This window comes from Glutamicibacter sp. B1 (genome assembly GCF_039602135.1).
Lineage (GTDB): Bacteria > Actinomycetota > Actinomycetes > Actinomycetales > Micrococcaceae > Glutamicibacter > Glutamicibacter ectropisis.
In genome coordinates, this window is record NZ_CP125942.1 from 1,486,051 (window position 1) to 1,510,004 (window position 23,954).

The following is a 23,954-nucleotide window of genomic DNA, read 5'->3' on the forward strand; positions in this document are numbered from 1 at the left end:
AGAAATGCTTATGTCGAATTATCTTATTGTAATTGGCGTAAAATCAAAGATCGATACTATTCGCTCATCGCTAATGTCTAATGAATTTTTAGAAAAACGGTATAGTTCCGAAATTGTAGAACAAGATTTGGGCTCCGATTATAAAATTTTGATAGTAAGTCGCGGAGCTGAAACTGAAACTGATCTCAAGAATAAAGTATTTTTCCGTGGATACGCCATATTTGGTGGAGGAGATAAGAAAATTCTTTTCAGTGGAAAATCTAGCAATTTTGCCGTAGTTGACAAACGATCCCTTAGCGCAAGATCTGTCGAAGGTTGCTACATAAGTTGCGTGTGGAATCAAGAATCAAACCACGTCGAGATCTCAAATGACCTCTTTAACCTCTGCCCTCTGTTTAGATCAGTTGCTAGTGACGTCGCCGTGTTTTCAGATTCGATTTACGTCTTACGAGAGATCCGACGGATCCTGTCTATGCCGATTACGGTAAATGTCACGTCAGTGACTGCTCGTACTTGGGCAAACGCAATGGCCGGACAAATGCTAAGTAGTAACACTATGATCGACCAGATCAAGATGGTCCCTTTGGGCTCCACCATCCGCGTAGGACTTGGGAAAAGGTTGAGTGTAGACTTACAAAGCAACAACCTGCCCGAGATTTTTGGGGCAGACATTGGTGCACCCTATGAGCAGGCCATTCGTGAATACACCATTGACTATGTAAGTTTGCTATCTAGTCTGGCATCGTTAGGTCCGGCTCGCGTAAATATGGCGGTGAGCGGTGGTCTTGACTCGCGAGTAAATATTGCCTCCATGACTCTAACTGAGGAGCTGAAAAGCCAGGCAAAAATATCGTGTCAGAACTCCGCACCACAACATCAGAAAGACTTCTTGGTCGTCGCTGAACTGGCGCAGATCCATGGATTACCTTTAAACAAGGAAATTCCCAACGCAGCGATTCGTAAAATTGAACGCGTCGAGAATCCGCTTGGTCTCTGGTACTTGTCTAGTTCTGGTCTTTACGATTTTATGGTACTGCCAGACCGTATTGTAACCGGTCATCCAACCTTCAATATCGGCGGTCATGGTGCTGAACTGGCGAAGGGCCAATACGGGTGGCGTTCGATGGCTCAAATTCACCGGACAATCAAAGACAAGCCAATTGCAGATGCGTTTTATGCCGAAACAGAAGTAGCAATGCTAGAGATGGGCATTAGATTTGAAGACCCCATTGCTTCGGAATGGCACTATCTAGGCCACCGAAATGCGCTTCATAGTGGTCGGTTTGTCACGACTTCTATGATCGGGGTCAGGCCATTTATGAATCGAAAACTTGTAGGTCTTTCTAGGTCTGACGCGTGGAAAGCGACAGTGCGTTCGGGGAAATCCCTCAGCGTTATTCATGACATTATTTCGCTTATCAATCCCCAGATGGCTTCTTATCGTTATGATGATGACCGCAAGAATATTTCGGCCTCTGAAGTAGAAGCCAGGCTGTTCGCGCTGGGTGGACAGATCCATCCACAAGAAATCTACAAATTTGAGATTGAAGGAAGCGTGGATGAAGTTGTCAACGGATACTCGTTCGTTCTAGCTGCATTAGCCGAGAAGAGGGGGCATATGTTGGGCAAAGACCGAGAGACTTTGTCCAAATTGATGCTAAGCGGATTTGAGATAGCCAAGGCTCATGGATTGGGTGATATTTGTAATCCAATTGTGGAAGAAGCCAAAACTAAACTGTCGGATCATTCATTACCTCTTCAATTCGCAAGGAGTTCGATTGGGCGGCTTTTGAGTTATCATTTGCTAGACTGATCGAGTCTGAAACGCAAACGGCAGAGAGCTTCTGATATGACAGATACGCAGAATTTTCCGGTTCCCGAGTCGCCTTATAGGGACAATCCGAGGCGGACTTATTGGAAGACTGGTATGCGGACCTCTTCGGTTGCAACCATTCCCGATTTGTACAGAAAGCGATTTGAAATCAAAGCTACTGACCGCATAGCTACCGCTGGAAGTTGCTTTGCTCAACACATCGCCAAGTACATGCGTTCAAATGGATACAATGTCGTTGATGCTGAACCCGCCCCAGATAATCTAACTAGTTCCGGTGCTGCTGAACACGGGTATGGAATTTACTCTGCACGTTATGGAAATATCTATTATACTCGCCAGCTGGCACAACTTGTGCGAGAAGCCATTGGCGACCGGGTACCTGAAGAAGTCGTCTGGGAACGCGAAGGTAGATATTACGATGCTCTTCGTCCAACGATTTTCCCAGGCGGACACGCTAACCCAGAATTGGTTTTAAGGCATCGTAAAGTTCACCTTAGGGCTGTGCTCGAGTTATTGAAGCAAGCTAACGTATTTGTCTTTACGATGGGTCTCACGGAAGGATGGGTGTCAAAAACGGACGGCACTGTCTATCCGACGGCCCCTGGAACCGTAGCCGGTTCATTTGATGCTGAAAAGTACGAATTCAAAAACTTTAACTACACAGAAGTCGTTCGAGATTTTCTAGAGTTCCGTATTTTGGCCCGTCGAATCAATCCTAGGATCAAGTTTATTCTCACTGTATCTCCAGTTCCGCTGGCGGCCACAGCAACTGGTGATCATGTACTCACGGCAACTACATACTCTAAAGCGGTGCTTAGGGCCGCTGCAGGCGAGATAATCCGACGCTGCCAAGATGTTGATTATTTCCCGTCGTACGAAGTTATCTCAGCGAGCTACGTGGAAAACTCACCGTTTGATAAAACTGGACGTAATGTAAAGCCTGAAGCTGTTGAAAAAGTTATGAATTATTTTTTCTCTGAGCATACACCCTTCGAAAATTCTACGTTAACGGGAAAACAAGAACGTATTGCAGATGAACAGGTTTTCTGTGACGATTCTATTTTGGAGATATTTGCAAAATGAAAATTTGTTTTATCGGTAATTCACATCTTGCGCCCCTTGCCGTTACGGCCCACGGAGTGGAGCCCAAGTTTCCTAACGAGCAACGTAAGTTTTATATTTCGAGAACTTATGGGAAACAGCCGTTAAAGTTAGTCGGCGCTAATGATGTGGCCATCCTAGACATGGTCAAAATTGAGGGCGAAAAGGCTTCTGAATCGACAATTTTCACTGAGGATTGGGACCACTTTGTAGTTCTTGGCTTCGGGTTTTCAGCGGTGTCGTTGATCGAAGGATGGAAAGAATACCAACCTGACATTCTGCCTTTTGACTTTGGTGGGCAATTGCTAACTCCGGAGGTCTCAGCTTCATACACGAATCACATCATCGCGCAGTCGCAGGCCTCCCGTTTAATCACTATTCTTAGGCGCGTGACGGATAAGCCTATAACTCTTGTTCCTGCGCCTTTGCCTGCTGAATGGGCAGGAACTGAATCTGGTGAACGCCTCGAAGCGTTTCACACTTTCACAGACAATCTGTCTGAGCAATATTTGATTGAGAATTATGAAGCTCAAAAAGATCGATTCATATCTAACGGAATCCGCGTTGTCGATCAACCCGAAGAGACCAAGAGCGGCTCTATATGGACCAAGACAACTTTTTGTTTAGGGCAACCAGATGGGCCTGATGAGCGGGGATTTTTCGAACGCCGCGATTTTTACCACATGAACAAGACGTTTGGAAAAATGATGCTTTCTCGCATTATTGATGAATTATATGAGGGGCAAGGGAAGTAGACTGTGGCTAAAATTGGTTTAGTAGGATTTTTTGGATGGGGCAACTATGGGGACGAGTTGTTCCACCGAATTTGGGAAAATTCAATCGGTTCGGTGCATGAAACGCAACTATTGCACGACAAGTTGGAGTACCCATACTTCTCACGCTCAGCAGTAGATATTGCCAAAGAAGTGGACGCTATTGTTATAGGCGGCGGTGACTTAGTTATCCCGAACAAGATTTCGCCACTCTATTGGAACAAGGCTTGGCTTAACCGCCCTATATACATTTCAGGTGTCGGAGTCCCAACCTGGATTAAGCATGAAGCCGACGACGTCATGAGTCGTCTACGGACGTTCTTTCAGCATAAAAACGTGAAGTACATTTCGGCACGCGACCTCGAGAGCGCAGAATGGATCCGAAAAAAACTGACCCCTAATGTTGAGGTTCGCCACCACGCGGATCTCGCATTTAGCGGGATTTATCCTCCTGCTAAGAAATTTGAGAAACCAACGATTGGGATTTCTCTTCGCACTCACCGGGCGGGTTCGGATCCGACAGTCTTGCTTAATGCTTGTAGGGAGCTCCAAAAAGAAGGCTTTGACATCATGAACATCGTGATGGGTACCGGACGCACTCGGGCGGCTGATCTACAGGTCGCAACGGATTTCCCACTAGAGAATCAGATTATTTTCGATAGCGAGGATATCGATGAAATCAGCTCCACTATTGGTGGCCTCCATACATTAATCTCAAACAAGTTCCACGGAACAGTCGTTGCAACCACTTACGGAGTTTCTTCCGTGGTGCTCTCTTCGACTTCAAAGTCACGTAATCTTTACCGTCGTTTGGGACGTACCCCTCTACTTTCCAGCGCGACTGATGAGAACTTATTACAGAAGGTTCGCTTGGCAGCAATGCCCATTTCTGAAGACGCGATTATGACTTTGCGTTTAGAAGCATATGAAGGCGTGCATGCTGTCGTTCGGGCAATTAATAATGACTTCCCAGCAAAATAATGCAGTGAATGAGAGTCTTGGCTCCGAAGAATTTGCGATCAACGGTGCCAAGACAAACGTTCGTGTTTGGCGCAAAAAATTTGGAGTGCGTACTTGAATTTTGATCTTCTGTCTCGATTCCATGGTGTGATCCCTGCTGGCGGAGTCGGCACGCGGTTGTGGCCGCTTTCCAGGGCGTCCGCTCCGAAGTTTTTACACGACCTAACGGGATCTGGATCGACTTTGATTCGGGCTACTTACGACCGTCTGGTTCCGTTAGCTGGCGAACGCATCATGGTGGTCACGGGACGTGCGCACCGCGGAGCTGTAGTATCTCAGCTGCCTGAGATATGCCACGAAGATCTGGTGCTCGAACCGGAGCCACGGGATTCTGCAGCTGCCATCGGCTTAGCGGCAGCGATCCTCTACCGTCGTGACCCTAACGTCATTATGGGATCCTTTGCTGCGGATCAGGTCATCGAGCCGGTTGAAGTATTTCAAGCTACGTTACGTGAAGCGATTTACACTGCGGCAACAGGAAAAATCGTGACGTTAGGCATCCATCCAACACAGCCCTCAAGCGGATTTGGATACATACAGTCCGGTGAGCCGCTTCAGATACCCAATGCCCCGACTGCAAGAAGCGTGATCCAGTTCGTAGAGAAACCTGATGAGGACACCGCTAGGAAGTATTTGGCCACCGGTGGGTTCTTGTGGAATGCGGGCATGTTTGTTGCCCCCGTAGGTCTGTTGCTCAAACATCTTGAAATCAATGAACCCGAGCTTTATGACGGCCTGATGAAGATTGCCGACGCGTGGGACACCGAACAAAGGGATACTGTTCTGGGGGAAGTTTGGCCTGGCCTTCCTAAGATTGCCATCGACTACGCGGTAGCGGAACCCGCAGCTCAGGCCGGGGATGTCGCAGTGGTACCAGGAATTTTCAATTGGGATGATGTAGGCGACTTCGCCGCGATAGGCCGACTGAACAAAGGCAGCGCGGAACAGGGAATAATTAATCTGGGAGGCGAAGCAGTGAGAGTCTATGCGGACAATGCAACCGGAGTCGTCTATTCAGATCGCCCGCGAGTGGTGGCCCTCGTAGGAATCGAAGACGTAGTTGTGGTAGATACTGCCGATGCCTTACTAGTGACCACTAAAGAGCATGCACAGAAAGTCAAACAGACCGTTGAGGCTTTAAAGGCCGATGGCGAGCACGAAGTTCTGTAGCATTTTCACGTGCCGATGTCCTAGGGTGCGATCTCAAATCGTGTTTGGGTACCTTTCCGTCGAGGCAGGATAGGCGTGGCAATTAGAAGACAGCAACCGTAATTGTTGTGGACCTTGGTTGTCGATGCACTAATAGTTGTTGATAAAAGTAGAAAGAACGTGGTCTCAAAGTTGTCAAACGAAACAATTGACCTGTACGAATGTTTCAAGGCCTACGACGTTCGGGGCGTTGTCGGACAAAGCCTAAACGCGGAAGCGGTAGAGGCTATTGGGGCCGCCTTCGTCGATGTGCTGACCCTAGACGGACAGGACGTCTTCATTGGTGGTGACATGCGCCCTTCAAGTATGACCTTTGCTCAGGCGTTCGCGCGAGGTGCAACCCAACGTGGTGCGAATGTTGTGATGTTGGGACTCATATCCACCGACGTACTATATTTCGCTACCGGTAAGCATCAGAACGCTGGTGTCGTTTTTACCGCAAGTCACAATCCAGGCCAATACAACGGTATCAAGATGGCAAAATCTGGGGCGCGTCCGGTTTCTTCTGATAACGGCTTGTTCGAAATCCGAGACCTGGCTCAGGATTATCTTGACAAGGGTCTTCCGGCCGCGAATGGTAGACCTCGAGGAAATATCAGTGAGCTTGATGTTCTGAGCGATTACGCAGCGTACCTACGAGAGTTAGTGGATTTATCTAAAATCCGACCGCTGAAGCTCGTTATTGACGCGGGCAACGGAATGGGAGGACTGACTACCCCTGCGGTTCTCGGCGATGCGTTGCTCCCCGGGCTGCCACTGGATATTGTGCCACTCTATTTTGAGCTTGATGGAACTTTCCCAAACCATCCGGCCAATCCGCTGGAACCCGAAAACCTAGTCGATCTGCAGACCGCGGTAGTCGAGCATGGAGCTGATTTAGGACTCGCCTTTGATGGTGACGCAGATCGATGCTTCGTGATCGATGAGCGTGGCATGCCGTTGTCACCGAGCGCGATTACAGCTCTGGTATCGGTGCGTGAAATCGTTCGGGTTAAGGGTGAGGGGGAGGAACAACCCGTGATTATCCACAATTTGATTACCTCCAAAGCAGTGCCTGAGTTTGTTGAGAAGGCAGGTGGTATTGCAGTAATGACTCGCGTGGGCCACTCGTTTATCAAGGCCGAAATGGCTGTTCAGGGTGCCGTGTTCGGCGGTGAGCACTCTGCGCACTATTACTTCCGAGATTTTTATAATGCGGACACAGGAATGCTCGCTGCAATGCATGTTTTGGCCGCCTTGGGTGGACAAGATTTACCACTATCGGAACTTGGCAAGGAATTTGAGCCTTATGTCGCTACAGGTGAGATCAATTCCAAGGTTGAAGATAAGACAGAAGCTATCGACCGCGTTTTGAAGCATTTTGCTGACCGACCTGTGGAAGTTACCAATATGGACGGAACAACAGTCGCGGCGACAGACGGGAGCTGGTGGTTCAACCTACGCCCGTCTAATACCGAACCGTTCTTACGATTTAACGGTGAAGGTTCCACGGCGGAGATTATTGAACCTATTCGCGATAAGGTGCTAGCGATAGTGCGCAGCTCTACTAATTGAACTGAAGGGATCTACAAGGTGTCGGATAAACGTAACGTACAAAAAAGAGACTCTGAAATCATTCTAAATGAACTAGAATTGACGCTAGAAGAACTCGATAAGGCTCACGCAGAGATCTCGCGGCTGGTTAGGATCGCTCGTAAACAGAAAGATTCCTTGCTTGAAGCAGGAATGAACTCGGTCGGCGATTCGAGGACAGAAATAATGTCTGTTCTCAAGAATCTACCTGAGATCACTTCACGATATGATGGCGTGAAAGCGCTGGATTTCTACACCCGAGAAAAGAAGTACAATCTCGCTCAAATTTGGGCAAAAGCTATTCAGACACGCCTCGGAAAGTATGAGGCGTTCAACAAGAGCCTTAGAACCCTTCACGTGAAGCTCGGCAATTCTGCGGAAGCAGTGAAGCTTTCATATAAACTCGCACGTCCCAATGATGCAAATAGTCTTGCTGCTGTGCGTAAATTGGAAGGGCGCTATAAAGAGCTGCATGGGTGGATTCCTCGATTGCCAGGACCCATCAAACCATTGAATGATCGAGTCCCTGGGCGAATTCTGCACTTAGTGAAGGAAAGTCGACCGTTTTTATCCAACGGATTCGTGGCTCGAAGCCATAAGAATTTTGTGGCTGAAAAGCAAGCAGGACTTGAACCAATCGTTATCACCGAACCCGGTTTTCCAAACAATATTGGTAATCGTTTCCAGGGAGTTTTCGATGGTATCACCCATGTGAGGCTCAGCGCAGGGGAAATGCCTTACGACCAAATTCCAGCGGATTCTTATTTGCAATTATTTGCAGAACTCGCCTATGAAGAAGTGAAGAGATTCAAACCAGAAGCTATCCATGTAAGCTCGGGCCGCCGTGGATACGACACGGCCTTAGTAGGATTGGCATTACAGGCGAAAACCGGAATACCTTTGGTCTATGAAGTCCGTTCTTTCTTTGAAGGCAATTGGACCGGTGACATGGAAATAGAATGTGAAGGGGAAACCTTCCAAGCGCGCATGAACGTTGAAAGCATCTGCATGAATAACGCTGATAGAATTCTAACTATTGGTGAGTCTATGAAGGCAGAACTGATTGAACGCGGCGTTCCTGAGGCAAAAATCGGTGTTATTCCTAACGCAGTTGATCCTTCTCAGTTCTCGCCTACCCCCCGAAATATGGAAATTTCGACACAACTTGGAATTGGTGACATTGCTACGTTCGGCTATGTATCGAACATGGATCACTACCGTGAATCGCAAGAGACGCTAATCCAAACTTGTCATGAGCTTAAGGTACGTGGCTCTAAAATGAAGTGCGTACTAGTTGGGGGAGGTCCACGTATGGCTGAACTCCAGAAAATGGCAGATGCTTTGGAAATCAGTGAATTATGCATTTTTACTGGGCCTGTAGATCATAATAATATTCAGGAATATTACTCCCTGATTGATTTTTTTGTGATTCCAAGGATCCCAGAGCGTGCAGCCACCTACGTAACGCCGCTCAAACCCTTTGAAGCGATGGCGCAAAAAAAGCCGATCATTGTTAGTGACCTTCCAGCCTTGGTTGAAATTGCTGACCCGCCGAATCGAGGCCTGAGCTTTGAACCGGGCAACTACAAAGCACTTGCCGATTGCCTACAAGAACTTGAAACAAATAGGGCTTTGGCTGAGAGAATTGCTCAAGCAGGGTACGACTGGGTAACCAATAACAGAACCTGGGAATTGAACGGCCAACGCTACGTTGAGGAATTTGCAAAGGTTAGGGTTTCAAAGTGAAGTCAAATCTACTAGGTTACAAAAGCACCTCATTTTCTCCCATGGAGGATGCTTTTAGGACAATGAGGTCATCGGGACTGGATACCGAGGAACAGCACCTGTTGTTTTATACGCCGGTAGCACGTGTAAACCCCTATCAAGATCTGATTTATCGGTCGTTCCCTGATGCCGGGTTCAGTGTTGCACCCGTGTTGACGCCGTCGACAATTAATCAACTCATGAATTTCCCAGTAGCTACCAAAACGAAATCTATCCACCTGCACTGGAACTCATGGATGACGCAAGGGAGCGAGAACGAAGCTGCCGCGAGGTCAAGAGGATTGGGCGCAGTGGGACGAGTAGCCCGCCTCAGAGATCAAGGGTTTAACGTTATCTGGTCGGTCCATAACGTTTTTCCGCATGATGCCGAATATGTTGATGTTGAATTAGAGATTCAGCAGAAGATATCTGATGTATCAACTATCATTCACACGATGTCCACGGCATCATTGAATGATCTCAAAGAGTACACTTCGATCGACCCGGAAAAAATCCTAGTATCTCCGCACCCAAGCTATGTTGGTTCATACCCAAATTACATCAGTAAGACTGAAGCCCGCTCACGTCTTGGAATCGATGGCGATGAGATCGTTTTGGTCATGTTCGGTGCGATAAAAGCATACAAAGGCTTGCTGAAATCACTGGATGCCTTTGACCAACTTAGAAGGATGCGCCCGAATTCTCGTTTTAGGTTAATTGTAGCCGGCAAAGCGGACGATTCGCCGGAATCTCAAGAGTTTGTTCAGAGGGCTTTAAGTCATCCGTTTGTTTTAATTGAGAATCAGACGATTCCAAATGACCGTGTTCAGATCTATCTGAATGCCGCAGATCTTGGCCTTGCTAACTACACCCGTTCCCTTAATAGTGGCGCGGTGCTTCTGTATGGAAGCTTCGGTTTACCCACTGTCGTCGCCGATACCGGTACGTTTCGCTGCGAACTTGATCCGACCAGTACCATATTTGTTCAGGGAAACTCCACGGAAGAATTTGCTGATTCGATTTCTGAAGGGGTCAAACTTGCGGCTTCCAAGGAAGCTTCGCGTTCGTTGAAAGAATGGCATCAAACGCTAGATTCGGCAATAGTCAGTAGAAAATTTGCGGATGATCTAATTGCCCGCCTGAAGTAGGTGAATGGAGAATTTTCCGTATAGGGTGTAGGCCTGACAATCTGTCGGGTTTTCGTTAAGTTTGATGGTAGACCTTCGGCAGATAAATAGAAAACTCGTAGTAGGTTCGCTCCGAATGACTATTTTTTACAGTTAAACATTAGGTACGTGCGTAACGAAAATGAGAGCAAAGTTCTCATAGACATTCACTCAGCTAATTGTGCAAGTGGTATTCTCATGGCCGTTTCGGTGTGACATCGTTTGGAACGAGTGGAGTAACGCATGCTATGTGAAAGCATGGAACGGGCTCTTGCAACAAGCCACCTGCCACCCTTTTTCTATTGTCAGTTTGTAACTGGTTTACTAATTTCGTCATCAATTTTTGGAGTACCTCATGAAACGAATCCGTAAGGTTGGAGCATACAAGGACGTTAAACCGCATATCTACCAAGGGCTTCAGGGGTTCATGGAAGCGGATATTGGTTCGGGAATTCATTCGTTTCAAGAGCAAGGCCGCATGATGGACTTGCTATTTGAAGAACGTGAAAGCGATACCCTGCTTGTTTTCTTTACGGCCGCTGTACAACCGCAGAACACCTACCCGTACTTCTCTGGACGTGGCGTCGCCGCAGCTTCAGGTCACTCACTGCTTGCGTTTTCAGACCCTTCCATTGCACTTGATGGAAATCTCTCGACCAACTGGACACTTGGTGACGCAGCGTACCAATATCATAGAGATGTACCGTCGATCATTAGTAAGATAGCGGGCGATCGACGAATAGTCTTCGTCGGTGCATCCGCCGGAGGCTTCCCTGCGCTGTACTACGGATCCATCTTCCCTAGTTCGGTTAGCCTCGTGATGAACCCTCGAACAAATGTGTTCACGCCTCCGACTCATATCCAATTTAGTAATCGACACCTTTTTCCGGGAATGAGTCCCGGAGAAATCGCTGAAATTATCCCAACACGATTAGGTAAAGCCCAAAATACCGTCGTTTACTTCCAGAATTGTTCCGATGATCGGTACTACGCGTCCCATGCAATCCCGTATTTGAGTAATCAGGTAGATACAGGGATGGTTTATTGGAAACTGGGGGAGTGGGGGGACGGGCACGTTGCTCCTGGCTCGCGCGAGATCGTAGAAACCATCAATAGCCTTTCTGAAGCGCCAACATGGGCAGATGGTGCAATAGCATCCGGTGGCAGACTCCTCTGCAACGTTGACGATGTGATCGATGAGCACGGTCGCCGTGGCTATGGTTCAACGACGTTGACAGCGTTTGCTGATGACCTCATAAGGGTAGGAGGATTGGAAGAAAGGTTAGTGGATCTCACGGAAAAATTTAATTCCTTGCGGTCTGAAAGTCTAAAACTTCGCGAGGATGTCGACTGGATTAATCGACCACGGACTGTGGCACATATTCCTACGGGCTGCAAGATTGGTAAGGGTGCCAGCATTGCTCCGAACGTTCTATTGATGGCAAATCCCAAGAGCAACCCTATTTCGATCGGTGAGAACACTAAGATCCTACGAGATGCTGAGTGGATTGGCCCGATTACGGTCGGATCTGGGTGCTATTTCAACAAAGGATCCTATGTACGTGCACAGGTGTCAATTGGCAATGATGTACTGGTTGGTCCGTTCGTCAGATTTGTGACAGATACTCATGAGTTGGGTCCCAGCAAGAAACGCGGTGGGGACTACTACAAGACTACGATTAAGGTCGGAAATGGTGTTTGGATCGGCGCAAGCGTGACCATTGTTGGTGACGTAGAGATCGGAGATGGCGCAGTCATAGCCGCGGGATCGCTTGTCAATAAGGATGTGAATGCAAATACGATGGTTGGAGGCGTGCCGGCCAAACAAATTAAGATTCTTCCATGAAAATCAGAATCTGCACCTGAGCTACTCCCCGAAAGTTGGACTGTAAAAGTCAACAACTTTTGGGGAGTATTTTCATGCGTGCGCGGAATGCATTATCGGAATACTCGTGCGAGTGTGCAGAATAGCTTTTGGTGGTGCTTTTTGTTCTGGCGTCATAAGAGCGGCGAGACTGACGTGTCCAGGACCCTTCTATGACCTTTGTCAAGCCGTAATCACCTGCAATTGGCGATAGATGCTCCGAGCTATATAGCGTTTGAGAATGCGCTTGATTTCCTTCGGGCTCAGTCCCTCAGCAGTTCTCTTTTCAACATATTTCCTAGTCTCTTCGTCATGCCCCATCCGTGTCCGAGCCACCACGTCCAGCGCCTTGTTCAACAGCCGATCCCCACGACGATTTAGCCGGTAGCGCTCGTGGCTCCCAGAGGACGCTTGCAACGGCGAAACACCAGCCAACGCAGCAAAGGCCGCTTCCGAGCGCACTCGTCCCGGATGCGAGTAGGCCATGAGAATCCACGCAGTCGTGACCGGTCCCAGCCCGAAGACTTGCTGCAATTCGGGTGCGAGTTGTTCATCCAGCTCAGACATGGCTTTGCTGTTTTCTTTGAGCAGCAGATCCGCTGCGAGGATGCTAGAGGCCAGGAACTTTGCTTCTTCTCGGGCGAACCTCTGATCAACAGAATCGGCACTATGATCCCGCCAAGCACTGATTTGTTTGATTTGTCGTGCCGTGAGACTTTGGCGAGCATCAATCCCCAGATCGAAAGTCCGTAGCAACGCGGACAGGGAATTCCTGTTGATCGTTCGTTGGCTATCTATCCGGCTTCTGCTGGCCGAAAGAATACTCAATGCTGCACGGGTGCCTCCGCTACGAGGACGCAGGAGCTGGGATATGTCCTTGCCGAGGATACTGATGGCGGCGGCGGTTGCATCGATTTCGTCAGATTTTCCCCGGCTGGACTGGTCCTTCTTCCGTGGTGGCTTCGCCTCGACAACTTCAATATGGGCATCGACGAGCGTGTGAGCGATCGTTGCCCCGTAGGAGCGAGTTCCTTCGACTGCAGCGATGCATTCGCCGTGGATGTTTCGCTGCAGCCAGGCAACGGCTCGGTTCATCCCTGGGGTGGTGACGGGGAATGTCTGGCAGTGCTCCCGTGCTCCAGTGCGGGTGTTAATGATGGCGTACGTATGAGTCCTTGCGTGGGTATCGATTCCGATGACGTAGTCGTATTTTTCTGCAACGATGGTCATGACGGTTTCGCCTCCTTCACCGGTCGGTTGCCGTTTGGTTGGCGCCGGTCCGGGTGGAGTACTTGGCAGGCGGATCTCTAATGAGTCACACGTCCCACGCGGGGCATGGACGACCTTCTATGAAGCCATATCAAGTGGCCGGATTGGCGCCACCTATCAAGACGGACGAGTCGTTGAAAAGTCATCCATAAATCAGCGGAGACAATGTCTCGATGAGTCACATCTTAATGGGTGGCATCAATCTTGCCAGCGGGTCCCAGACCTGCCAATAACCATTAGAGATGTCATGAGGTTTCACACCCGGCTCGAAGAGCGGAAATATATACGAGCGCTGTCTAAGATCAGCAATGATTTCTACTTTATGACCGCGCGAGGGATAGTGCTGATGCCAACACCTTACGCAATGTCTTGAATATGCGGTCTGGCAAAGATGATGGATATAATTGCAAAGTCAGTGTCTAGTTTATTTTTGGAGTGCCACGTGTCACGCAGTTCGTCTCTGAGATTAGTATCAAAATTTGCTCCGCTATTGGCAGCGGTATTTCTTCTTGCTGGTGCAGTAGCAGCAATGTTCAGCATTCAGTTCTCCTTACTTTCCGTAGCGCTTGGCAGTTTACTTGCTTGGGGATCTGTTGTCCTTCGTCAGAAACAGTCGATTCACGACACTCGCACAGTGATTCGACAAGAGCTCAGGGGCATCAACTTAGGATCCGCACCGGCATCGGATAATGCTACCAACGAGGCATCAAAGCGACTCGTTGCGGTCGCTGAAAAACTTTCTCGCGAACAGAGCCCAGTCGCTCGCGAACTACACCTCAAAACTGTTGAGGAAATTCGCTTCCTGCAAGCACAGCTAGCTGACTATTTCAGGGACGGGGAGCAAGACTAACTGACTGGAATTTTCCGCGCCGCAGCCATCATCCGATGATTCGAATTCCAGGGAGAGCAACCCACATGCACGTAGCGACCGTTAGGCTTCTCAATCGCCAGATTGCGGTAATGAAAGATGACATAGAGATGATGAACCCAACGTCATCGGTCGAAACAGTTTCACCGCTCGAAATTTCAAACGCAATCCGTTCAGCATCAGGTCTTGAATCGCCAAACCAGAATCCGGTTGAGATCTTGATGGACGTCGAGACTTACAAAGACATCCGCAAGAATGCATGGAACGCCAAGCATCGATTTATCTCTCTCGAACTTTATTTGCGAGCGATAAAGGGTAGCTGGTCTGTTTCGCAGTACGACCAGAATGTTGCTGAATACCTTTCGACCCACCAAGTGGCGATTGAGTCTCCAGCCGACGGTGCGAATAAATACATTGTTGACATCAGATCATTGAACCGCGCGCGACAGTTTGTTCAAGCACAATCGATGGGTATATATGTAGCAGTGGAATCGGGGCTCTATGAGGAGATCCGGGAGTATCGTTCTCGACTCACAAAGTCAGAAAAAATCCAATTTAACGATCTGCTAGCAACTGCTCCAAACCTAGACGTGGACTGGACGCAACTAATGGCTGAGCCAAACGCACTTGCTGTGTTGTATAACTTCTCTCCATATACGGACACTGGTGCCGTTGTCGCTTCTAAGAGGATCCGCGCGAGCGGCGATACATTCGACGTGATTGCATGTAGCTTTGCACATCGCAAGAAAATTGACAGCACGATTGAACGAATTGCAGCCCCATACGTTCGCAGCAAAGTATTCCTTCCCATGGCGCCTTCATGGGCGACGTGGAGCGCTTTCAAAGCTTATGCATTAAAAGCCAGTCGAATCGCTCAGAACAAGATTGACGCAGGTCAAAAATACGATTATCTCTATACTCGTGCGATGTGGGCGCCTTCGCATTATGCAGGTGTGTTACTCAAAAAGGCTAATCCTGGATTGAAATGGGTTGCTGAATTCTCTGATCCACTATCTCTAGATGTCGAAGGGCTTCCAAGAGGTGGAGCTCCATTGGACGATGACTTTGTTGCTGATTTGATTGAGCCGATTGAGCGAGAATTCGGAGCAATCCCGCATGAAGAACGAACCATTTTCGCATTGGCTGAGCTAATTGCTTATGCGCATGCTAGTGAGATTGTCTTCACAAATGAACATCAAAAGACAACGATGTTGGGGCATATTTATAGTGATAAGCTGCGTCAGCACGTGGAAGAAAAATCCGTAGTCAGTAATCACCCAACATTGCCAGCGGAGTTTTATGAAGCTGAGCAGGTCAATTATTCCGTGGAGCCCTCAAGTGTGAATCTTGCATACTTCGGCGAATTTTATGCCACTCGCGGGCTGACCGAGGTAACTACTGCGATCCGCATGCTTCCGCAGAAGTTTCGCGATAAGGTGCATCTCCATGTGTTCACCAACTATATTCCGGTAAGTGGTTCAGGCTCGCGGCCACGTGGGATGTCAGCGAAAGCCTACAACGATCTGGTCGAACGCGCCATCAACGGAGTAGGGGCTCATGGGATTGAAGACCAAGTTTTCTTAAACGGTTCTCTGCCCTACTTGAAGTTCCTCGGCATAACTAAGAAATTTGATTATTTATTGGTCAATGATGCTCGCTCGGGGGAGCATCATGAAGTAAATCCATATCTCCCTTCTAAGTGGAGCGACTATGCTGGCTCGACTTCCAAGTCGTGGGCCTTTGTCGAAGACGGAAGTAGTCTGTCGCAAAAGCCGGCGACTATCCACACGAAGTTGGGCGACGTACAAGCAATTGCTGACGAATTGACTCGAATAATCAAAGACAAGCTAGGCGAAAACTAATGACTTCATCCGTTCCAAGCGACGCCGGTCTAACCGAAGTACTAACGAAGATTGGTCGTGCTTCGACTCCACAAGTTCCGCAAAATGCATGGGGATTATCGCTGTCTCGGATGCTCAAGGCAGACGTTGCAGTTAACTCCGACATTGCTTTTTTTGGACTACTAAGCTCGACGCTTGTTGAGCATCTGCTTGCCAAAGACTTACGGGCCGTTTCTGCGACACCTGGGCTTAGCCATCAAATTATCCCAGTCGACTTTTCTGGCATTGTTCTGATCGATCGTGGCGCTCTTAGCGAGGGCCCCTGGTTTGGAAGCTATTCCGATAGTTTTCTTACTTTACGAGAAGAAATCTACGAACTTTGTCGCAAATCTCGTCAAAATGGAATCCCTGTTTGGTTCTTGGATACCCCGGCGGCTGATGACCCGTTTGCCATAGTCAGAATTAAAAGTGCCTGCGACATAATTTTCCCCTACGAGGATATGGCAGATTTTGAAGAGGGCGCGCGTACATCAGCGGCATTCACAGAAATCATGGATTATGTCAACGCTCGTTTTGAGTCGGAGGTTCAGCGATGAGTAAGTACCCGAACCGTATAGATTTTGCATTGTCGGGTAAGACAATTTTGTGTGTCGTGGACGAAGAAAGCGTAAATCCCCACGTATACCGACGAATAGTTGCTGCGCAGATAGCCTCCCTTCGTAGATTGGGTGCCGAAGTTGTTCTTTTGCATGTTGCTGGACGTGCCGATGAACTACCGTCAGAATATCGAGACCTGGACGTCGAGCTTCTTGTTCTTCCACCGATTGAAGTTGATTCAGTTAATGAGCGATCTCGTAAATTAGCCCAGCGTGCCGTTAAATACGGTGCGCAGAACCGGTATGACGTTGTGATCGGTTTTGGATGGACTCTAAGTCGAGGTATTGCCGGTGGTCGCGCATTGGCCCACAAGTATTGGGCGTTTATCGATGATTCAACTGATGAGATTGATCGTTCGGCATGGACGAATACGGGACTGGTAGATGCACTTTATCGTGGCTCTCGTAAAGTTTTCGTATTCAGCGATGAACGTCGTTCGATTCTCGAAAACACCTCAAGCGCGGCAAATGGTCGAACGTATCTTCCAGCGCTGTCCGTTTCTCTTGACGGAATGAATAGTATTGGCGAAAGCTACGCCGTCTCCGGTGAAACTGTGGTTATTTTGCCAGGTTTGATTCGGCCGAGTCGTTATATTGAGCAGCTGTCGGAATTGTCCGAGCAGGCGAAATCAGGAAATTCCAGGTACCGTTTCATTTTTGATGGCGCCAAGGAAACTTGGGCTGATCTGCAAAACACCCCGAGTACTGCATTGACTGCAGCGATACCCGGGCTTGAAACTGTGGAAGGGTACCTAAGTGATTTCTCAGAATTAACTTTGGGATTGGTTCCGGAAACAAACGGCGAAGAGTGGCTCTCTAAATATCTGGTGGCTCATTATTTGAGCAACGGTATTGCACCGATCTCGATGGATAGATTCTTGGCACTGAACTCTGGCAGTGGATTCGAAGATTTCTACCCAGCCGTCGAGCTTGCCAATCTGGGTATTAATACAGACAAATTGGATGAAGCCGGCACCTTCGATTTGTCTCGCATCTCGGACACCGTTGGTGCAAGCAGTGAATACGAACAGCCAAATCAACCCGTTAAAATCGTACTTGCCGGTGCTGATTTCAAGTTTGCCGGTGACTTAGTTGAGCTACTCAACGAATCTCCCGATTTTGAGCTTCGCATTGACCTTTGGGAAAACAATGCTCATCCGAACGCAGCAAAGAGCGCGCCATTTGTTGACTGGGCAGACATTGTAATCTGTGAATTCGCGAGTTTTAACGCAATTTGGTATGCGCAGAACAAACGCGAAGGTCAAAAGCTAATTGTAAGATTGCATGGCTATGAGCTTCTGCAACCTTGGATTGATCAGCTTGAAATCACGAATGTTGATCAGGTCGTTTTCGTATCAGAATTCTATCGCCAGAAAGCGATCGACACTAAGAATTGGCCCGAATCTAAGACATCTGTCGTATCCAATACCGTAGACTTTGGGGATCTCGCGCGCACAAAATTTGATGGCGCAGAATTCCATCTTGGAATGGCAGGCTATGTCCCTATCCTTAAGCGACCAGACCGTGCACTTGACTTGCTTGAAGAGCTATTGAAGTACGATGACCGGTTTATCCTTCATATGCGAGGGCACGAACCTTGGAACTATTCGTGGGAATGGAAGAAGGGCGCCCATCAGGCTGCCTATCGTGATTTCTACTCTCGAATAGCAGATAATGATGTCCTAAGATCGCATATTTCGTTCGAAGCCTTCGGGCCAGACATGGCTGGCTGGTTCAGGAAAATCGGTTGGATGCTCTCACCAAGCTATCGAGAAACATTCCATCTCGCACCTGTAGAAGGTATGGCAAGCGGTGCGCTTCCAGTGGTTTGGGAACGAGATGGCGCAGACGAAATTTTCCCAAGCGACTTCGTGATTTCGGACGTAACCGAAGCGGCACAATTAATCTTGGGCACTGTCGCAGACAAACGCGATTACTTGGCACGTTCGTTAGAAGCCCAAGAGTATGCAACTCGTTACTCTAGGTCCTTCGTGAAATCGGAATGGGTCAAATTGATTCTGTCCTGTCAACGAGCCGACGTTGTTATTCACCGTCCGGATAAGTCTTCTAAGGGCACTCTCGAAGCCCTGGTCGACCAACACGAGGCGAACAACACAGCGACCAGCCTGCTCAACGTCGTAGCTGAATCATGGCGTGTCCATGACTATGCCACAGCAATTTCTTTGCTTGACGCAAACATAAAGATCACTGCGAACGATAAGGGAGACCTGAAGCAGTGGGAGCATTGGGTACGTGGCGTTTTCCAAACCGCCATGGGGCTTGAATCACTATTGCTTGATCAGGCCTTTGGTTGCGTTTACGAGCCGAATCCAAATCAAGCTGTAGTTGTAACAGGTGGCTCGTTGTCACAAGGTAGCCTTGGACTTCGACTCGTAGATGTCGACACCAAAACCATCAACATACAGCTCCCGTTCCCTGGCGTGGAAGATGGATCGTCATCAATTGATTCATCCGAGACGGATGAAGAATATGACTTTAGGGTATCGTTCGACGGTTCGCTCAGAAGTAACTACTACGTTGCTCAAGCTGCCTCTGAAATTGCGAGTATCTTAAGGGACACGGCGGCTGGCGTCGCAGTATCCAGCGGAGGGTTGATTGAATCGTTGGCAACTTTGTTGGCAACGCGACGAGTGGGAATTCCATTCTTATGGTCACCAGCATCAAGCCATCTTGCATCTGAATTCCTGACTGTGTTCGATGAAATTCATAATGACGATCCTGTGCACGAGATTTATCAAGCTATTTTGACGAACGCCAATGCCTTGGTTGACTCAGGTCAGCAAGAATTGGTGGTGCCCGCTCTGAAGTCCGGTGTTCCTTTAATCCGGGATCTCGATACCAAGATGGTAGATTTGCTTGCGAATCAAAATGTTGGCAGTACTTCTAATCATCCCGGCAAGTTGTCAGTTGCCTACGCAGGTGACGGTACCAGCGTTGAAGCCTTGTCATTAGTTTCAGATGTCACGATATGCACCAATGACAACGTGTTCGAAGTTTTAGACAACGCACCGGATGCGTTCGTGCTTGAGTATTCAGCTGATCCAAGTTCAAAATCTGTTTCGGAGAATTCGGCTAAGTTCGTAGACCCTGCAAACATAAACTTGATACAAAAGGCAATCCTGCATTCTCGTGTCATGGGCGCACGTTCGATCTTTATTGCAAAGACCGATCCGGATACCTTGGCCGCGGGTAAAGAAATAGCCCGCAAGTGTGATGTGTTGGTTTCTAACGACCGAAAATCGTTGATTTCCTACATGCGGTTGAACCCGAATTCAAATCAGGTTGCAGTCAATATCGCATCAGGGAAAACTGGCTTTGTAGAACCGCGGATCGACTTGGCATCGCTTATGGCGTCGACAACTTGCGACAGTTCGAATAGCTACGCTGTCGATTTGGAACGTGGCTTATCTGCGACCCAGCCGGTGTTGTCAAACTGGCGAGCCGATAGGCGATGGTCAGATTCTAACCAGGTTGGAAAGGACGACACCCTACTTCGTTATGAAGCTTCAGGCAGCAGAGATGATGGGATCGCAGCACTGTGGTTGAACTGCTACGAACTTAGCCAGGGAAGAACTGCTCTCGATTTTGCTGTGTATGTACTTCGCTCAGCAGGATTTGCTGTAGCTCATGCTCGTTCGCATCAATCACTAACGCTCTTAAACAAAACAACAAGCGGAACGGACCTCGAACCAGATTCTAGCGTCATCAAACTAGACATAGATGGCACAGTCGAATGGGACGATGCACTTGAGCGGGATCTACTCGCGCTGTACCGAGTAACTGGCACGTCGGAGATTACTGTTCAAGATGCTGGAGACGGCTATCAGGAAGTCGCATTCCTATCTCGCAATGGCCAACGCATTGTTAACGTGCGCCGGTCAAAGCGCGATATGACGGATGACAAGGCCCCCGCCAAGATCTCGGATTTTGCAAATGCGGGCGTGTCAGTCGTTGTTGCTACCTATAAGGGCGTTACCCGTCTGCCAAGACTGTTGGGCTCGATTGTTGATCAAACACTGCCAGCTTCACTAATGGAACTAATTGTCGTTCCGAATGGTGACGATGACGGAACAGTGGACTTACTCGAAGAGTGGAGTCAACAACACCGATCGATATCGCTAAGAATTCTTCCCCTGGAAGAAGCGGGCGTTGCCAAGGCACGAAATCTAGGTATTGCTAACGCTTCCAAGGATTTTGTTACTTTTGTTGATGATGACGACTATTTGGAGCCAAATTTTCTATTGTCCCTTTATTCGAGGGCAGAAAGCCACACGGTTGTTCTCGGGAATCTATCGGATGTCGATGAAGAAACAGGGACTGTAGATCGCGACACCGCTACAAATCGGCGAGTCAATGAATTAGGCCGGCGAGTGCTCCCACTTGCACAGAGGGCTGGTGCCTTAGGTATGAACGGGGCAAAACTATTGCCTACGTGGCTTGTGCGAGAGTGTGTATATGATCCATCGTTACGAAGTGGCGAGGACGTTGCATTTATGGCTCAGCTCTTGAAGAAGTCTGGAATATTTGTCACCTCTGCATCGGATGTTGAAAACTCAAGCTACATGAGGGTATTACGCTTTAACTCAATTTCCCGTCGTCAAGAAACGTTTGAGTTTATGGTGACGGAGAGACTGGAGGTCATGAGGCTTTTGCTTGAGACACACGCGCAAAGTGAATACAAAGGCGGGAAGGGCGCCATTGATTATCTCGCAACTGGTCAACTTGGCTTCCTCAAACGGTTCATTGCAGGTTCGCAATCTATTGCCGAGCATGAGAAAGTGTTGGAGACCATTGATGAGATGGGGCTGACATCAGCCAAAGTTTTGCAGCCACTCATTTCCACCATACGTTCGGTCTTGAAGAATCCTGCTTCAGTGCAAGACGGGAAACTTATTCCATTGCGTCAAAACGTCTAAGTTTGAATGTGGCTCCGTGCAATTCTCGTTACGGGCCAGATGTAAGAAATCTGGCCCGTAACGACTTTAACTCGCATTCAAACGTTGCCGTTTGACTCAATATTGAAAGACTTTGTTTTAGGGTATGAAAATTAATTCAGAAGATTTCCGTCGTGCTGTCTGGCATTTTAGGACTGGTGGTGTCTCCCAGCTACTTGAATGGTACCGTCGCCGTACTTATGATTCGCGGACGACAGCACATTCCAGTGGCAAAAGAAGCGATATTGAAAAGAAATTGGGTCTTCAAATACCTGCAGTTGAATATGGGTCCACTTACGTCTCTAATTCAACCTTAAAAGTTGCCGTTGTTCTCGACGACTTCAGTGCAAGAGCGTGGGCGCCGGAGTGGGACTGCGTTTTCATCACCCCTACAAACTGGCAAGATCACCTTGAAACAGAAAAATTTGACATGCTTTTCGTTGAGTCGGCGTGGGCTGGCAACGATAAGACTTGGCAATATCATCTCACCGGAGACAGCGCTCCACGGCCTGCTCTTGTAGATATGGTTAACGCATTCAGATCTAAATCCATACCCACAGTTTTCTGGAACAAAGAAGACCCACCGCATTTCAATGACTTCCTAGATTGTGCAAAGCTTTTTGATTTCGTACTAACTTCCGACGAACGAAAAATCCCGGATTACCGGCGAGAACTGGGACATGACCGGGTGGCATCCTTGAGCTTTGGCGCCCAACCAGCTTTTCACAATCCAGTACGTCCGCTAACCCAGGAGCGTCGCGATGTGGCTTTCGCTGGGATGTATTTTGCGCACAAATTCCCGGAGCGTCGTGAGCAAATGGAAATCGTGCTTGGTGGTGCATCTGATATTTCCAGTAAGCTCCCACACGGAGTTGATATTTTCTCCCGTCAACACGGAGGAGACGAAAAGTATCAGTTCCCGGCTCCATATGACCAATTTGTGGTTGGCTCTTTGGATTATGACCGGATGCTTTCGGCGTATAAGTACTACAACGTTTTCCTCAACGTAAATTCGGTCGTGGATTCACCAAGCATGTGTGCACGCCGAATCTTTGAGATCACTGCGGCCGGTAGCGCAGTTGTGTCAGCGCCAAGTGCCGCGATCAGTCATTTTTTTGATTCTTCCGAGGTCTTGGAAGTCTCAACCCGTGAAGACGCAGCTAACGCGATTCGTAGCATCGTACAGAGTCCAGAGCTGCGGGACCGGATGGTGCATTTGGGACAACGACGTATATGGAACGAACACACATATGCGCATCGTGCTCGAGAGATCGAAGCGTTCGTTGGCTTGCCTTTGGTTGAGCCAAGCGCTAACTCAATGACCAAGCGTCCCAAGATTTCGGCAGTAGTTTCAACCATCCGCCCGCATCAGATCGACCATATTATTTCCACTGTGGCTTCTCAGGTCAACGTTGATACCGAGTTGATTCTGGTCACGCACGGCTTCAGCATTGATCATGAAGATTTCCAGGCAAAGGCTACGGAAGCAAAGCTTGGAGATTACAAAATTCTTGAGTTGTCATCTGACCTTTCATTGGGTGACTGCTTGAATGCTGCTGTCGCAAAGGCCAACGGTGACTTCATCACTAAAATGGACGACGACGATCTATACGGCGAGAATTACCTGTTTGATCAGGTGTCCGCACTGCGGTATAGCGGGGCCTCTGTGGTTGGTAAACAAGCTCACTTCATGTATCTGGCAGATTCTGATGCGACCCTTTTGCGGTTCGCTGAACGAGAGCACCGATTTACGAATTTAGTTATGGGCCCGACCATGCTTGGACATGCCTCGGTTTTCAAGAACACACCCTTTGCCTCCCGAAGCAGGGGAGAAGATACTCAGTTCCTTCGCGACGTTATTGACGGGGGCGGAACTATCTATTCGAGTGACCGCTTTAACTTCATGCAGATGCGTAGTGGGGACGGAAAAGCGCACACTTGGGGGCTCAGCGACGCGGAACTCACGGCCACTGGTAAGATTCAATGGTTTGGACGCAATGATAAGCATCTTTTCTTCTAATAGGCTTGAGAGTGAAATCTTATCCGGAGAACAAGGAGTGAG

Annotated in this window: 15 protein-coding genes; 13 read left to right on the forward strand and 2 right to left on the reverse strand. The window is 48.5% G+C overall.

Features of this window, described 5'->3' with window-relative positions:
* The first annotated feature begins 10 nt into the window (after positions 1–10).
* The 9 genes from QMQ05_RS06915 to QMQ05_RS06955 all read left to right on the forward strand — a co-directional run bounded on the left by QMQ05_RS06915 (position 11) and on the right by QMQ05_RS06955 (position 12,285).
* On the forward strand, positions 11–1,813 hold the full coding sequence (locus QMQ05_RS06915) for a hypothetical protein (RefSeq protein WP_345474117.1): 1,803 nt from the start codon (positions 11–13) through the stop codon (positions 1,811–1,813).
* 36 nt (positions 1,814–1,849) lie between these two features.
* Entirely contained in the window at positions 1,850–2,917 is a 1,068-nt protein-coding gene (locus QMQ05_RS06920; protein WP_345474119.1) for a GSCFA domain-containing protein, read from the forward strand.
* Positions 2,914–3,690, forward strand: coding sequence for a hypothetical protein (locus tag QMQ05_RS06925; protein WP_345474121.1), 777 nt, complete (start codon positions 2,914–2,916; stop codon positions 3,688–3,690). Before QMQ05_RS06920 ends, QMQ05_RS06925 begins: the two co-directional genes overlap by 4 nt.
* A gap of 3 nt (positions 3,691–3,693) precedes the next feature.
* Positions 3,694–4,689, forward strand: a complete 996-nt coding sequence (locus QMQ05_RS06930) for a polysaccharide pyruvyl transferase family protein (RefSeq protein WP_345474123.1) — start codon at positions 3,694–3,696, stop codon at positions 4,687–4,689.
* Between the two features lie 93 nt (positions 4,690–4,782).
* Positions 4,783–5,898 (forward strand): mannose-1-phosphate guanylyltransferase, encoded by a 1,116-nt coding sequence (locus tag QMQ05_RS06935; protein WP_345474125.1) that lies wholly within the window; start codon positions 4,783–4,785, stop codon positions 5,896–5,898.
* A 159-nt stretch (positions 5,899–6,057) separates the two neighbouring features.
* Positions 6,058–7,491: a phosphomannomutase/phosphoglucomutase gene (locus QMQ05_RS06940; RefSeq protein WP_345474665.1), complete on the forward strand. Its 1,434-nt coding sequence runs from the start codon at positions 6,058–6,060 to the stop codon at positions 7,489–7,491.
* An 18-nt stretch (positions 7,492–7,509) separates the two neighbouring features.
* Positions 7,510–9,255 carry a glycosyltransferase family 4 protein gene (locus tag QMQ05_RS06945; protein WP_345474127.1) on the forward strand — a complete coding sequence of 582 codons (1,746 nt, stop codon included), beginning with the start codon at positions 7,510–7,512 and terminating at the stop codon, positions 9,253–9,255.
* Positions 9,252–10,421: a glycosyltransferase gene (locus QMQ05_RS06950; protein WP_345474129.1), complete on the forward strand. Its 1,170-nt coding sequence runs from the start codon at positions 9,252–9,254 to the stop codon at positions 10,419–10,421. Before QMQ05_RS06945 ends, QMQ05_RS06950 begins: the two co-directional genes overlap by 4 nt.
* Before the next feature lie 373 nt (positions 10,422–10,794).
* Positions 10,795–12,285, forward strand: a complete 1,491-nt coding sequence (locus QMQ05_RS06955) for a hypothetical protein (RefSeq protein WP_345474131.1) — start codon at positions 10,795–10,797, stop codon at positions 12,283–12,285.
* 201 nt (positions 12,286–12,486) lie between these two features.
* Here QMQ05_RS06955 and QMQ05_RS06960 read toward each other — a convergent pair whose 3' ends face one another.
* Both QMQ05_RS06960 and QMQ05_RS06965 read right to left on the reverse strand, forming a co-directional pair.
* Positions 12,487–13,533, reverse strand: coding sequence for an IS110 family transposase (locus tag QMQ05_RS06960; protein ID WP_345474133.1), 1,047 nt, complete (start codon positions 13,531–13,533; stop codon positions 12,487–12,489).
* Positions 13,534–13,929: 396 nt separating this feature from the next.
* A complete protein-coding gene (locus QMQ05_RS06965; protein ID WP_345474135.1) occupies positions 13,930–14,112 on the reverse strand; it encodes a hypothetical protein in 183 nt (60 codons plus the stop codon).
* Positions 14,113–14,487: 375 nt separating this feature from the next.
* Here QMQ05_RS06965 and QMQ05_RS06970 point away from each other — a divergent pair, with 375 nt between their 5' ends.
* The 4 genes from QMQ05_RS06970 to QMQ05_RS06985 all read left to right on the forward strand — a co-directional run bounded on the left by QMQ05_RS06970 (position 14,488) and on the right by QMQ05_RS06985 (position 23,912).
* Positions 14,488–16,302: a hypothetical protein gene (locus tag QMQ05_RS06970; protein WP_345474137.1), complete on the forward strand. Its 1,815-nt coding sequence runs from the start codon at positions 14,488–14,490 to the stop codon at positions 16,300–16,302.
* On the forward strand, positions 16,302–16,877 hold the full coding sequence (locus QMQ05_RS06975) for a hypothetical protein (RefSeq protein WP_345474139.1): 576 nt from the start codon (positions 16,302–16,304) through the stop codon (positions 16,875–16,877). Before QMQ05_RS06970 ends, QMQ05_RS06975 begins: the two co-directional genes overlap by 1 nt.
* Positions 16,874–21,874: a glycosyltransferase gene (locus tag QMQ05_RS06980; RefSeq protein WP_345474141.1), complete on the forward strand. Its 5,001-nt coding sequence runs from the start codon at positions 16,874–16,876 to the stop codon at positions 21,872–21,874. The genes QMQ05_RS06975 and QMQ05_RS06980 overlap by 4 nt, the downstream gene beginning before the upstream one ends.
* A gap of 124 nt (positions 21,875–21,998) precedes the next feature.
* Complete coding sequence (locus tag QMQ05_RS06985) at positions 21,999–23,912, forward strand: glycosyltransferase family protein (RefSeq protein WP_345474143.1); 1,914 nt, start codon at positions 21,999–22,001, stop codon at positions 23,910–23,912.
* Positions 23,913–23,954 lie beyond the last annotated feature (42 nt).